Source organism: Caulobacter sp. GW821-FHT11E10, from assembly GCF_058808375.1.
In genome coordinates, this window is the sequence record NZ_JBXARP010000002.1 from 395,199 (window position 1) to 407,552 (window position 12,354).

Sequence of the window (12,354 nt, forward strand, 5' to 3'; positions counted from 1 at the left end):
TTGTGTTCTTCTGAGGCATTGACGCGCCCGGCGCGGATGGGAACACCGGTCCAACGGTGCTAGGACGGCGGCATGGTTCGCAAAGTCACCGCCAAGATCGTCCCGCCGAAAGACCCTACCGCCGAGGCCGACCGCGCCTGGTTCGAGGCCCATCCGGAGCGCCGGTTCCACCTGCGCGATCCGGCGCCGGTCGAGTTCAAGGACCCGCTGGGCGATCCAGGCGAAGGTTTTTCCTGGCGCGTGCTGATCGCCCGCCTGCCCGACGGCGGCCGCCTGCGCCTGCCGGTCTCGCTGTCGTGGGAACTGCACAACGACCACGCCAAGGACCAGCACCTGAAGATCCTGTTCGACCAGGTCGCCCCGCCCGAAGCCAAGGCGCGGCTGGACTAGGCCAATCCCGCCATTGACGGTCGGCGCGGTTCGCGCACCTTTCCGCCCATGATCCGCACCGTCCTTCTCTGGGCGCTGGTCCTGGCCGTCGGCGCCTTCGCGCTGCAGTGGCTGGAATACCGGTTCCTGGCCCGCGCCTTCTCCTGGCAGATCTATGTGGGGCTGATCGGCATGGCCTTCGCCGCGGGCGGAGTCTGGATCGGCTGGAAGCTGGCGGCGCGCGCTCGCCCGGTGACTTTCGCCCGGAATGACGCCGCCCTCGCCTCCCTGGGCCTGACCGGCCAGGAGGTGAAGGTGCTGGAGCGCCTGGCCGCCGGACGCTCCAACAAGGAGATCGCCCGCGACCTCGGCCTCTCGCCCAATACGGTGAAAACCCACGTCACCAACCTCTACGGCAAGCTGGAGGTCAGCCGCCGCACCCAGGCGGTCGGCAAGGCGCGCGAGCTGGCGCTGATCCCTTAGCTTGACCCTCGCCCGAAGACGCGAAACGGTCGATCTCACCCTTTCGGGCGATACCGTTTCGGCGACGAAACCGGCAACCGTCAGGGCGCGTCGCAGGGGGCGGCGCGGAGGAGGACCACCATGCAACGCACCATCCTGACCTACGGCCTGATCTCGGGCGCGATCATCATCCTGGGCATGATCGCCAGCATAAACCTGTCGGGCCTGCACAGCGTCTGGATCGGCTACCTGATCATGCTGATCGGCCTGTCCTCGATCCTGCTGGCCGTGAAGTCGCATCGCGACAAGGTGCTGGGCGGGGTGATCAAGTTCTGGCCGGCCTTCCTGGTCGGCCTTGGCGTCGCGCTGGTCGCGGGGCTGGCCTACGTGCTGATCTGGGAGGCCTATCTGGCCATCACCCACTACCGCTTCATGGACGAGTACACGGCCAGCATGCTGGCGCAGAAGAAGGCCGCGGGCATCTCCAGCGCCGACTACGCCAAGATGGCCGCCGAGATGGCGGAGATGAAGAAGAACTACGCCAACCCGCTGTTCCGCATGCCCATGACCTTCGCCGAGATCTTCCCGGTCGGCCTGCTGGTCGCCCTGGTCAGCGCGGCCCTGCTGCGCAATCCGAAGTTCCTGCCGGCGAAGGTCTAGACCCGGCTCACGCGCACCGCCATCCACGGCCGGCCGGGCAGCGCCACGGTCGGCCGCTTGGGGTCGTGCAGGAAGTAGGCGTCCTTCTTGGCCATGACGAATTCGCCGTCGACCGGGGTCACGGTCATGTTCCAGGTGTCCAGCACTTCGACCTTGAAGCGCTCGCCACCTTTCAGTTCGTCCTTGGGCAGGGCCACGGCCCACTGGGTGGGCGCGACCTGGCCGAAATAGCGCAGGTAGTAGGACCCGGCCCTGCCGCCCAGGTGCTGGTCCCACCACTTGTCGATCGGCTCGAAGCCGGGTGTCGGGCCCGCCTCCATCACCGTCTTCAGGAAGGCCAGGCGCGGGGTGCTCTGGCCGTGCAGCTTGCCGCCCTTGGCGGTCCAGCCGTCGCCAGCCCCCGTGGGCCCCTTGTAGATCTCGCCGTGGCCGACATAGGTCCCGGCGACCAGGCCGTGCCAGAAGCGCTCGACCATGCCCTCTGGCGTCAGGTCGCCCCAGCGCTGGTCGATATCGCCCTCGTAGCGAACCTCGTCATAGATCACCGGCTTCTTCCAGACGCTGCGCAGGAGTTCGGCCCGGGTGTCGTCCAGCACCGCCGCGCCGTTCTGGATGCTGGCGTGGGTGATCCACGGCCGGCCGTTGTCATAAAGCTCCCGCCAGTTGTGGATCGAGCACAGGCGGCCGTAGGGATCCTCGGCCTTGATCAACTGGCCGATGCGCTCGAAGTCGGCGACGGACTTGGCCTTGACCAGGTCGTACTCATTGGCCAGCGACCACCAGACGTTCGAGAAAGCCGCGAAGCGCGCGACCATGTAGCGGACATAGCGATCGTCCCGCGCCGGGCTCATGGCGTGCCAGCCGCTCTTGGCGTCGTAGGGATGGAACAGGATCAGATCGGCCTGGATCCCCAGCTCGCCCAGCCGCCGGACGCGGTCTTCCAGGCGACGGAAATAGGCCGGGTTCAGGCGGTCGAGGTTCCAGCCTTCGCCCACCTTCTCGAACGGGAAGATCGGCTCGGCCGCCACGTTCGGGAAGACGCACATCCGCACCTTGTTGAACGGCGACGCCTTTAGGCTGGCCAGGGTCTGGTCGCAGAGGGTGTCGCTCTGCTGGGCCCAGGCATAGGCCGTGGTGCCGATCTGGCGATACGCCGTCCCGTCGGCATGGGCGAAGTGATAGCCGCCGGCGACCAGGAGCGGACCATGGTCACCGTCGCGCGGAGCCACGGCGGTCAGTGTTCCGACCTTGCCGTTCAGCGCCGCGACCGGGCTGCTGGTCCGCCAGCGCCAGACGCCCTCGCGCGGCGGACTGAAGCGCAGGCGATAGGTTCCGTCGCCATCGTAGAAGCCGTGAACCTTGAGGCTCGCCTTGCCGTCGGTGAACACGGCCGACAGCGGCGTATCGAAGGGATTGGCCGCGCTCGAGCCCTTGAGGGCGATGTCGTGGACGCCCCAGCGCGGGACGGTCGATCCGGTGGCGCTAGCCGGCCCGGCGAGAAAGGCCAGGCCCAGGCCCGTGGCTTGGCGGCGAGTTAGCGGTAGCGAGCGCATGGTCCGAGTAGGCACGATTCACCGCCGCGCCCCTAGTGGGGAAGCCCTGCGTCCTTCGAGGCCCGCTGCGCGGGCGCCTCAGGATGAGGTGTTCAGTGCAATGAGATCCTCATCCTGAGGTGCGCGCTCCTGAGCGCGCCTCGAAGGACGCAGTGACTAAGCCGCCTGCAGCTGCTGCTTGACCCGTTCGGCCAGGGTCTTGATGTCGATCGGCTTGGGCAGGAAGGTCACGCCGGTCTCGCCTTCCAGCAGGTCGCTGAACTCGGCCTCGGCATAGCCCGAGATGAACATCACCGGGGCGGCGCCCAGATAGACGCGGGCCTTCTTAAGCAAGGTGGGCCCATCGATGCCAGGCATGATCACGTCGCTGATCAGCAGGTCGATCGTGCCGGCGTGTTCCTCGGCGATCAGCAAGGCCTCTTCGCCGTCGCAGGCTTCCAGCACCTCGTAGCCGCGAGCGCGCAGCAGGCGGGCGGCGACGGTGCGGACGGCGTCCTCGTCCTCGACGAACAGGATACGGCCGGCGCCCGACAAGTCGCGGGCGGCGCGCGGCTTGACCGGCTCGGCGGCGGCGGCGGCCTGGGCGGCCACGACGCCCGCCGGGGCCTCGTAGATCGGCAGGAAGATGCGGAAGGCCGCGCCTTCGCCCGGACGGCTATGGACGTGAATCCAGCCGTCGCTCTGCTTGACGATGCCGTAGACCGTGGCCAGGCCCAGGCCCGTGCCCTCGCCCACCGGCTTGGTGGTGAAGAACGGGTCGAAGATCTTGCCCATGACGTCGGGCGGGATGCCGGGACCGTCGTCGCTGACCTCGATGAAGGCCACGTCGCTTTCGGCCGCCGGGTAGCCCAGCTGGATGGCCTCGTCGCGGGTCAGGCGGGCGGTGCGGATGCGCACGATGCCGCCGCCCTTGGCCGCGCGCACGGCGTCGCGGGCGTTGACGGCCAGGTTCATGACCGCCGTCTCGAGCTGGCTCTTGTCGGCCCGCACCTGCGGCAGGTCGCGGCCATAGTCAGTGATCAGCTTGACGTCTTCACGCAGCAGACGGCGCAGCAGGACTTCGAATTCCGAGATCAGCTCGCCCAGGTCCAGCACCTCGCGCTGGACGGTCTGCTTGCGCGAGAAGGCCAGCAGCTTGCGGACCAGGTCCGCCGCGCGCACGCCCGTCTGGCGGATCTCGTTCAGGCCCTCGTACGACGGGTCGCCGACCGGATGGCGGTGCAGCAGCTCGTCCAGGCGCAGCTGGATCGCGGTCAGCAGGTTGTTGAAGTCGTGGGCGACGCCGCCGGCCAGCTGGCCGATGGCCTGCATCTTCTGCGACTGGGCCAGCTGAAGCTCCATCTGCTTCTGCTCGGACACGTCGATCATGTAGGCCACCACGCGGTCCTCGGCGCGGTAGAGATAGAGGTGGACGATCCGGCTGGGGTCGCGGGCCAGGCGCACCTCGAACGGGCCGGCCCGGCCTTCGTTCATGCGCGTCTGGGCCTCGTTGCGGGAGGCGGGGTCGATCAGGTCGCCAAAGACGACGCCGACCTTGCCGCCGGTCATGGTCGTCAGGGCCGTGTTGGTCTCCAAGATCTTCGACTTGAAGGGCTCCAGCCCTTCCAGCAGGGCCGCGCCGAACGGCGAGGCGCTGGCGAAGGCGTCCAGCGAGCTGGGCGGCGGCGCGGCGCGCTCGGCCACGGGAGCCGGGGCGGCGATCTCGGCCGCGGGCTCGGGAACGATGATCGGCGTCAGGCGGATCAGCAGGCGACCGCCGGCCAGGCGCGAGACCTTGGCGGTATGCTCGAGGCCGCTGGCGCGTAGGACGCCCTCGGCCATCTCGCCCTTGCGGGCCTGGACCAGGGCGGCGAACAGGCTGGAGCCGGCCACACCCTTGGGCAGGCGCCGGGACTCGCCCATCACCTCGCGCCAGGACGGGTTGGCGGCTAGGAGGCGACCGTCGGCGGCGGCCAGGGCGGCCGGCTCGCTCAGGGCCTCGATGAAGCTTTCGGCCTGATCAGCGTCGTTGCCCGCCGCACCCGAACCCTTGATGGCCACCAGGCCCAGGATCGAGACGCCGGCCACGCCCAGCAACAACAGCAGGCCCGCCAGGGTCGTCGGGCCGGCCTTCAGCGCCGGAGCAGCCGAAAACGCCGCCGCCGCCACGAAGAACACCGCCGCGCCGACCAGCCACGGATCGAAGCGCCGACGCGATGCGCCGGTCGAAGCTTTATCCTGGAGCTGCAAATCGGCCATGGGCGCGGTGCTTACCTTCGCTACGGTGAGGCTGCGACTCACCCGCAATGGGAGAAACCATAGCCTTTCCCACGCGCTAGGTCAGTTTTTGGAGAATCTGGGTCTAGAGCGGACGCGCGCGGCTCTCGCGGGCCTGCGGCTTCTTCCCGTTCATGATGAAGCTGATGACCTTGGCGACGGCCTCGAAGTGCTCGACCGGGATCTCTTCATCGACCTCGACGGCGGCGTAGAGGGCGCGAGCCAGGGGCGGATCCTCCAGCACCGGCACGCCGTGCTCCTCGGCGACGGCGCGGATCTTCAGGGCCAGTTCGTCCATGCCCTTGGCCACGCACAGAGGCGCGGGGGTCTCGCCGGCTTCGTATTTCAGCGCCACGGCGTAGTGGGTCGGGTTCATGACGACGACGGTCGCCTTGGGCACCGCCTGCATCATCCGCTGGCGCGACCGCTGCATCTGGATCTGGCGACGCTTGCCCTTGATGTGCGGGTCGCCGTCCGACTGCTTGTACTCGTCCTTGATCTCCTGGAGCGTCATGCGCATCCGCTTCATGAAGCGCTGGCGCTGCCAGAAATAGTCAAAGGCCGAGGTGCCGACCAGGAAGATGAGCACCATGATCAGCAGCTTCTTGGAGAGCTTCAGCGCCTCCGGGATCAGCGCCGCCACGTCCATGCCGACGAGGTTGCGCACCTCCTCGACATTGGGCTTCAGCACCATCCAGGCGATGATGCCCGTGACGATGAACTTCACGGCCGACTTGGCGAACTGGACGAAGCCGTCGATGCCGAAGATCCGCCCCAGGCCCTTGAGCAGGTCTAGCTTGCTGAAGTCGGGCTTGATCTTGTCCGGCGTCAGCATGAAGCCGGTCTGGGCGACATTGGCGACCACGCCCAGGAACGCGGTGACGATCATCACCAGCACCAGCGGCGGCAGGGCGGCCATGGTCGCCCGCTTCATGACCACCATGGCGCCGGCGCTCGAAAGGTCGGTCGTGCCGGCATGAGCGATGAACGGAACCAGGGCCGCCATCAGGTCGCGGGTCAGCCAGCCGCCGGCGATCAGGATCACCGAGGTCGCACCGAGCAGCGACGCCAACTGCGGGATGTCCGCGCTCTTGACGACGTCGCCCTTGGCGCGCGCGTCCGAAAGCTTCTTGGCTGACGGTTCTTCTGTTTTCGACTCGGGATCTGTGTCGTCCGCCATGCGCGCCCCCTAGCTGAACACGTTCAGGAGGACGCGGTAGCGGTCGGTCCAGACCATGGCGATGCCGCCGAGCGACAGGGCCAGCAGAGACAGGCCCAGCACGACGCTGAGCGGAGAGGCCACGAAGAAGATCTGGAAGGCGGGCATGACCCGGCCGACCAGGCCCGTGGCGAGGTTGAACACCAGAGAGAACACGATCACCGGCGCGGCCAGTTGGACGCCCAGGGTGAAGGACTGCGCCACCGTCTGCACCGCCAGGGTGACGGCGTCGTTGACTGGCACCGGTCGGGTGAACGGGAACAGGGTGTACGACTTGACGATCGCGCCGATGAACAGGTGATGCAGGCCCGTGGCCATCACCAGGGTCAGGCCCAGCATCGACAGGAAGGTGGCCACCGCCGTGCTCGAGCCCTGCATCGAGGGATTGGTGCTCTGGGCGAACGACAGGGTGGTCTGCATCGAGATGATTTCGCCGGCCGTGGTCAGCGAGGTCATGAACAGTCGCAGCACCGACCCGACCATCAGGCCGATCAGGATCTCGTGGATCACCGCGCCGACCAGGCCGCCCAGCGTCGTCGGGATCGGCGGCACGGTATTGGCGACCAAAGGCCCCAGCAGCAGGGCCAGCAGCAAGGCGAACGAAAGGCGGATACGCGGCGGGACCGATTGGTCGCCGATGCCCGGCATGGTCATAACCATGGCGCCCACTCGCGAGAACACGAGCGCGGCGACATAGACCTCAAATGCCGTGGCGAAGGAATTCACGGGCCTTTGCCCTTCCCTACATGCCAGCGATGCGGGCGGCGATCTGGCGCATGAAGCCGCTCATCAGAGAGCCCATCAGCGGCAGGAAGATCAGCAGCGACACGAAGATCGCGACGATCTTGGGCGCGTAGACCAGGGTCTGTTCCTGGATCTGGGTCAGGGCCTGGAAGAGGCCGATCGAGACGCCGACCACCAGGCCGACGATCAGGACCGGAGCGCAGAGCTGAAGGGTCAGCCAGATCGCATCGCGACCGACATCAAGAACTTCTGCGCCCGTCATGCAAAGCCTCGTCGGATTCGGCCGTACTGGCCGTTGGGATTCGAGACGTGAACATGCGCGAAATATGGTTAACAGGCCGTTAGGACTTGTCGCCAAAAGGTCTCGAAATGGGACCCGCGACGGTGGGTCGCGGCGCCACGCTGAACTGGACCCCAGATGTGGGGAGGGGCGGGCGCGCCCTGCCCTACTATTGGCAAAGCCGCATCCCGCCCCTCTGGGAGACTCTCTGGGTCTTGGCGGTTACCGGATGCGGATACGCACCGGAACCTGAATATAGGAACCCGCGCGGCTCTTGCCGTCCGGGCCCAGCAGGTCGACTTGGAACTGCGAGGCCATCGACAGGGCAGCCTGGCCGACGCCGAGGTCGCCGGGGGTCTCGTCCTGCACGGTGCAGGCCGTCAGGCGGCCGTCGTTCTTGACCAGGCAGTTCAGCACGGCCACGGCCATGCGCGGTTCGGAAGCCGGAATGAGCATGTCGGACGCGCCCTTCGCCGGAGCGGCGTTGGAGATGGCGGCGGCCAGAGCGAGCGAAACGATCACGAGTTCATCCCTTACTTTGTTTTTGTCAGGCGGCCCTTCCGCCGCCTGTGTTCCATTTCGGATCAGGCGGCCTGGGCCTGCTTCAGTCGTTGCAGACCTTGTGCCGCCAGGTCGGTCAGCGAGCGCAGGCCCAGTTCCGAGAAGACGTCGAAGGCGCAGGCCAGGGCCGCGCCGGCCCGGGCCAGGCGGCCATCGTCGCGACCGGTGATCTCGACGCGGGCTTCGTACAGGCGAGCCAGGTTCATCTGGGCCACGGCCCAGCTGGCCGGATCGCGCCCACCGGGCGCGGCGGAAAGCTCGGCCTTGAAGGCCAGCTCGGCGGCGTCCAGCACCGCGAGATCGGCGGTCAGCTCGGCGCAGCGGGCCAGGCAGAGGGCGCGGTTGTTGGCGACCACGGCGCGCAGGGCCAGGGCCGGCTGAAGCTTCAGCACCTGGGTGGCGCGGTCATAGGCCGAGACAGCCTGTTCGAAGGCGCGCTCGTTGGTCGAGGCCTCGCCCAGAGCCTGCAGGGCCGCGCCAAGGGACGCGCCGGTGCGGGCCCAGTCCATCGGGCTGTGGTCGGCGGACAGCACGTCCACAGCGGCGAACTGCGCTTCGACGCCGTCGGTGATGCGCGACAGCTCGCCGTCCAGTTCGCCCAGCATCACCAGAGCCTGGCCGCGCAGGCTTTCCAGCCGGGCCCAGGCCAGGGGTTCGAAATCGGGATCCAGCACGCCGGCGGCCGTCTTGGCCTCCGAGATGGCCAGTTCGGCCAGGCCCCGGTCCTTCAGGCGTTCGCCACAGGCCAGGATCAGCTCGATACGGGCGGCGCGCTGGTCGGCCAGCAGCAGACGCGCCGGACCGCCCTTCACGCGCTTGGCGGCGGCCAGAGCGCGCAGCGGCGCTTCATAGGCCTGCACGGCGGTGAGCGCGCGCTCGACGTCATTCTGGGACAGGGCCACGCGGCCATCCAGGCCGGCGGCGAGCGCGCCGCACAGGGCGGTGCGCTGATTGGCCGGCGTGCGGGCCAGGGTCGCCGAGGCGGCCGCGACCAGCCCCTCGTCGCCGAACAGGTCGGCGCCCAGCACCGCCAGCACCGCCTGCTCGCAACGGGCGGCGGCCAAGGCGTCGTGGCGACGCTCGGTCTCGAAGATCTTCACGGCAGCTTCGGCCTGGGCCGCGCCCTTTCTAAGGGCGGTGGCGTCGCCGTTGCGACGGGCCAGCTCGCGCCAGACCACGGCGGCTTCCAGAAGGCGGGCCCCGCGATCCTTGGCGCCGATCCGGCCGGCGACCACATCGGCCGATCGCGCTTCATTGGTCAGAAGGCGCACATCCAGCAATTCCAGCAGCGAAGTGTCGCCGCCAGTCAGGCCTTCACGCCATGCCCCCTTGAAGCCGCTATCGGCGTCGACGCCGAACAATCGCTTCAGATCCCGCCCGAACTCGAACATCGCCTCGCGCACTCCGCCTACGGATCGTCCCACGTCGGGACGTCCGACGAAGGTTCAACGCGTAATCAGCAAAACCGGAGCCAACGCCTTTAACAAGTGGTTAACATGTGTTTACGCGCCGTTAACCATAAATATTTCCCATATATTTATGCCTTGATCGAATTTTCGACCAAAATGGGTGAAGACGTATTGAATTGGCACACTTCTTGCTATGCCGAATACAAGCAGAGCCTCAAGGTGTTGTCATTTGTTAGAACATTGTTCATTGAACTTAAAATGACGTTAACCCTAAGAATTCATCCCCAGTTTACCTTTCGTTCACGGACACCCTCCCCCAGCGCCGGCGAAGCACGCTAGAATTCCAACGGAATCGTTGTTTCGGAGCCTGCCCATGGCCGCTGTCACCCTGTGGATCGCCAGCCTCTGCCGTCCCGATCCGGGCTATGGCGGCTGGGCCTATGTGCGGCGGCTGAACGGCGAGACCGACCCCGCAGCGATCAAGGGCGCCGCCGGTGGCGAGCGGCGCACCACCGCCGCGGCGATGAGCCTGACGGCTCTGACCGAAGCGCTGGGAAGCCTTTCGGACCTGCCGGCGGACATCTCGGTGACGCTGCGGTTCCTGGACATCGACCTGGCCGGCCAGTTGGTCGCCTCGGACGGCGTCTACGCCACCGCCGAGCCCGCGGCCTGGGCCGCCGCCCGCGCGGCGGTCGCGGCCCGTCCCGCCCTGGCGCTGGTCCCATCCTCGCCCAGCGACGCGGCCAATGGCTTCCTGGCCGCCTGGGCCGAGTTCGGGCTGGACACGGCCAAGACGCGCGGCAGTTTCAAGGCCGCGATCCCCAAACCGAACCTGTTGAAGTTCCCAGGCTGATCCTCCCCCGCTGGGGGAGGTGGCCCAGAGGGCCGGAGGGGGCAGCGCGGCCTATGCTGCATTAGCCCCCTCAGTCGCTCCGCGACAGCTCCCCCAGAAGGGGAGCACCTACTGGCAACCCACGATCAGGTCCGCCGTCGCCGGATTGCAAGCGAACGGGATGTTGGCCAGGGTCGCCAGGCGGATCAGCGCCTTGACGTCGACGTCGTGCGGCTGGGGCGACAGCGGGTCCACGAAGAAGATCAGCACGTCCAGCCGATCCTCGGCGATCATGGCCCCCAGCTGCTGGTCGCCGCCGAGAGGGCCGCTCTTCAGCCGCACCAGGTTCAGCTTCGGCAGCGCGTCCAGGATCCGCCCGCCGGTGGTGCCCGTGGCGAACAAAGCCTTGTCCTTCAGGAAGTCGGCATGGGCCTTGGCCCATTCGACCAGCTCGGCCTTCTTGTCGTCGTGGGCCACCAGGCCGATGGCGAGCGGAGCGACAGTCATGCGGACGATCCCGAACAGCGGTTTCCGGCTGGTATAGCGACTCGACGCGGCCCCGCCAGCCCAGCCCCTTCCCTTGCGGCCGCCCGCGTGGCTAAAATCATAAAATGAGACAATGTCTCAATTTATGAGACTAAGCGCGAACAACGCGCCTGGGAGGATAGCCATGCCGCCGCTCGATCGCCGCGCCCTGATAACGAGTCTGCCTCTGCTGGCGGCCGCCCCCACGGCCTTCGCGGCCCAGAAGGGCGTGCGGCCGGGTCCGTTCCTGCTGGGCGCCGACGTCTCGTGGATCCCGCAGGACGAGGCCGACGGCGCCGCCTACTTCCTCAACGGCCAGAAGCGCGACGTCCTGGCCATCCTGGGCGACGCGGGCTTCAACGCCGTCAAGCTGCGGGTCTTCGTCGATCCGGCCAATGGCTATTCGCGATCCCGGCCCGTCGATCCCTGGTGCGGCAAGGACCAGACCGTGGCCATGGCCAAGCGGGTCAAGGCCGCCGGCCTGCACCTGACGATCAGCTTCCACTACAGCGACACCTGGGCCGACCCGCAGAAGCAGGCCAAGCCCGCCGCCTGGAAGGACCTGCCGTTCGATGGCCTGGTCAAGGCGGTCGGCGACCACACCCGCGACGTGCTGAACGCCCTGAACAAGGCCGGCGCCCCGGCCGACATGGTGGTGATCGGCAACGAGATCACCTTCGGCCTGCTGTGGCCCGACGGCCGCGTGCCGTTGCCGATGAAGACGGGCAATCCCAATACCGACGCCGTCCACCTGGACGTCCCCGACGCTGGCGGCTTCGACCAGCTGGCCGCCCTGCTCAGCGCCGGCCTCGACGCCTCCCGCCAAGTCGCGCCCAAGGCCCGGACCAGCGTCCACAACCACCTGGGCCGCCACTGGCCCATCGTCCAGCACTGGATGGACAGCCTGCTGGCGCGCGGCGTGCGCTTCGACGCCACCGGCTTCTCCTGCTACCAGCAGGCGGCCGAGGGCGACTGGGCCAGGACCTTCGGCGGCTTCACGGAACGCTATCGCGACCTCGGCTTCTACGCGGCCGAATATTCCAGCCGGAAGCGCTACGTGAACGACCTCGTCCATGACGCGCCGGGCCAGCGCGGCTGGGGGACCTTCATCTGGGAGCCGACCCGCCACCAGGAGGCGGTGTTCGACCAGGACGGCCATAACGCCGGCGAAGGCCCGCGCCCTAACCTGCTGTCCCAGGGGATCAACGGCGCCGAGGCTCCCGGCGCGCCCCAGGCCGTTCCGTCGCCCCGTCCGGAGCGCAAGACCCACGGCGGGCGGTATGACGCCAATGGGTTGCTGGAGGTCTATCGGGGGATGGCGCGGGCGTATGGGCTGCGGAGGGCGTAGGTCGCAGGAGGCCTGCGTCAGCTCAGGGTGGGGAGCGGCCGCATAAGATCCTCCCCCTTTGGGGGAGGTGGCCCAGAGGGCCGGAGGGGGCAAGCTGGGCATATGCCGCATTAGCCCCCTCAGTCGCTCCGCGACA

Annotated in this window: 13 protein-coding genes; 5 read left to right on the forward strand and 8 right to left on the reverse strand. The window is 67.8% G+C overall.

The window, feature by feature from the left end:
- Nucleotides 1-72 precede the first annotated feature (72 nt).
- The 3 genes from AC1RRV_RS04905 (at nt 73) to AC1RRV_RS04915 (ending at nt 1,491) form a co-directional block, all read left to right on the forward strand.
- Complete coding sequence (locus tag AC1RRV_RS04905) at nt 73-390, forward strand: hypothetical protein (RefSeq protein WP_492858460.1); 318 nt, start codon at nt 73-75, stop codon at nt 388-390.
- 48 nt (nt 391-438) lie between these two features.
- Entirely contained in the window at nt 439-852 is a 414-nt protein-coding gene (locus AC1RRV_RS04910) for a LuxR C-terminal-related transcriptional regulator (RefSeq protein WP_492858461.1), read from the forward strand.
- Between the two features lie 120 nt (nt 853-972).
- Entirely contained in the window at nt 973-1,491 is a 519-nt protein-coding gene (locus AC1RRV_RS04915) for a DUF4199 domain-containing protein (RefSeq protein WP_492858462.1), read from the forward strand.
- Here AC1RRV_RS04915 and AC1RRV_RS04920 read toward each other — a convergent pair.
- From AC1RRV_RS04920 to AC1RRV_RS04950, 7 genes are all read right to left on the reverse strand, one after another.
- Nucleotides 1,488-3,059: a DUF5605 domain-containing protein gene (locus AC1RRV_RS04920; protein ID WP_492858463.1), complete on the reverse strand. Its 1,572-nt coding sequence runs from the start codon at nt 3,057-3,059 to the stop codon at nt 1,488-1,490. The genes AC1RRV_RS04915 and AC1RRV_RS04920 overlap by 4 nt on opposite strands.
- Before the next feature lie 141 nt (nt 3,060-3,200).
- Entirely contained in the window at nt 3,201-5,282 is a 2,082-nt protein-coding gene (cckA, locus tag AC1RRV_RS04925) for a cell cycle histidine kinase CckA (protein WP_492858464.1), read from the reverse strand.
- Between the two features lie 103 nt (nt 5,283-5,385).
- Nucleotides 5,386-6,480, reverse strand: coding sequence for a flagellar biosynthesis protein FlhB (gene flhB, locus AC1RRV_RS04930; protein ID WP_492858465.1), 1,095 nt, complete (start codon nt 6,478-6,480; stop codon nt 5,386-5,388).
- A gap of 9 nt (nt 6,481-6,489) precedes the next feature.
- Nucleotides 6,490-7,245, reverse strand: a complete 756-nt coding sequence (fliR, locus tag AC1RRV_RS04935; protein WP_492858466.1) for a flagellar biosynthetic protein FliR — start codon at nt 7,243-7,245, stop codon at nt 6,490-6,492.
- A gap of 16 nt (nt 7,246-7,261) precedes the next feature.
- Nucleotides 7,262-7,525 (reverse strand): flagellar biosynthesis protein FliQ, encoded by a 264-nt coding sequence (fliQ, locus tag AC1RRV_RS04940; RefSeq protein ID WP_492858467.1) that lies wholly within the window; start codon nt 7,523-7,525, stop codon nt 7,262-7,264.
- Between the two features lie 240 nt (nt 7,526-7,765).
- Nucleotides 7,766-8,065: a hypothetical protein gene (locus AC1RRV_RS04945; protein ID WP_492858468.1), complete on the reverse strand. Its 300-nt coding sequence runs from the start codon at nt 8,063-8,065 to the stop codon at nt 7,766-7,768.
- Between the two features lie 62 nt (nt 8,066-8,127).
- Complete coding sequence (locus AC1RRV_RS04950; RefSeq protein WP_492858657.1) at nt 8,128-9,507, reverse strand: hypothetical protein; 1,380 nt, start codon at nt 9,505-9,507, stop codon at nt 8,128-8,130.
- A 379-nt stretch (nt 9,508-9,886) separates the two neighbouring features.
- On the opposite strand from AC1RRV_RS04950, the gene AC1RRV_RS04955 reads away from it, so the two are divergent.
- The gene (locus AC1RRV_RS04955) at nt 9,887-10,366 is read left to right on the forward strand and encodes a ribonuclease H family protein (RefSeq protein WP_492858469.1); all 480 of its coding nucleotides are present in this window, start codon (nt 9,887-9,889) and stop codon (nt 10,364-10,366) included.
- A gap of 108 nt (nt 10,367-10,474) precedes the next feature.
- Here the strand turns inward: AC1RRV_RS04955 and AC1RRV_RS04960 are convergent, their stop codons facing one another.
- Nucleotides 10,475-10,852, reverse strand: a complete 378-nt coding sequence (locus AC1RRV_RS04960; protein ID WP_492858470.1) for a methylglyoxal synthase — start codon at nt 10,850-10,852, stop codon at nt 10,475-10,477.
- A 163-nt stretch (nt 10,853-11,015) separates the two neighbouring features.
- On the opposite strand from AC1RRV_RS04960, the gene AC1RRV_RS04965 reads away from it, so the two are divergent.
- On the forward strand, nt 11,016-12,218 hold the full coding sequence (locus AC1RRV_RS04965; RefSeq protein ID WP_492858471.1) for a glycosyl hydrolase 53 family protein: 1,203 nt from the start codon (nt 11,016-11,018) through the stop codon (nt 12,216-12,218).
- Nucleotides 12,219-12,354 lie beyond the last annotated feature (136 nt).

What these genes read in the sequence shown, in the direction of transcription:
- AC1RRV_RS04905 (WP_492858460.1), top strand. Translation starts at nt 73, where the DNA reads ATGGTTCGCAAAGTCACCGCCAAGATCGTCCCGCCGAAAGACCCTACC.
- AC1RRV_RS04910 (WP_492858461.1), top strand. Translation starts at nt 439, where the DNA reads ATGATCCGCACCGTCCTTCTCTGGGCGCTGGTCCTGGCCGTCGGCGCC.
- AC1RRV_RS04915 (WP_492858462.1), top strand. Translation starts at nt 973, where the DNA reads ATGCAACGCACCATCCTGACCTACGGCCTGATCTCGGGCGCGATCATC.
- cckA (WP_492858464.1), bottom strand. Translation starts at nt 5,282, where the DNA reads ATGGCCGATTTGCAGCTCCAGGATAAAGCTTCGACCGGCGCATCGCGT.
- flhB (WP_492858465.1), bottom strand. Translation starts at nt 6,480, where the DNA reads ATGGCGGACGACACAGATCCCGAGTCGAAAACAGAAGAACCGTCAGCC.
- fliQ (WP_492858467.1), bottom strand. Translation starts at nt 7,525, where the DNA reads ATGACGGGCGCAGAAGTTCTTGATGTCGGTCGCGATGCGATCTGGCTG.
- AC1RRV_RS04955 (WP_492858469.1), top strand. Translation starts at nt 9,887, where the DNA reads ATGGCCGCTGTCACCCTGTGGATCGCCAGCCTCTGCCGTCCCGATCCG.
- AC1RRV_RS04960 (WP_492858470.1), bottom strand. Translation starts at nt 10,852, where the DNA reads ATGACTGTCGCTCCGCTCGCCATCGGCCTGGTGGCCCACGACGACAAG.
- AC1RRV_RS04965 (WP_492858471.1), top strand. Translation starts at nt 11,016, where the DNA reads ATGCCGCCGCTCGATCGCCGCGCCCTGATAACGAGTCTGCCTCTGCTG.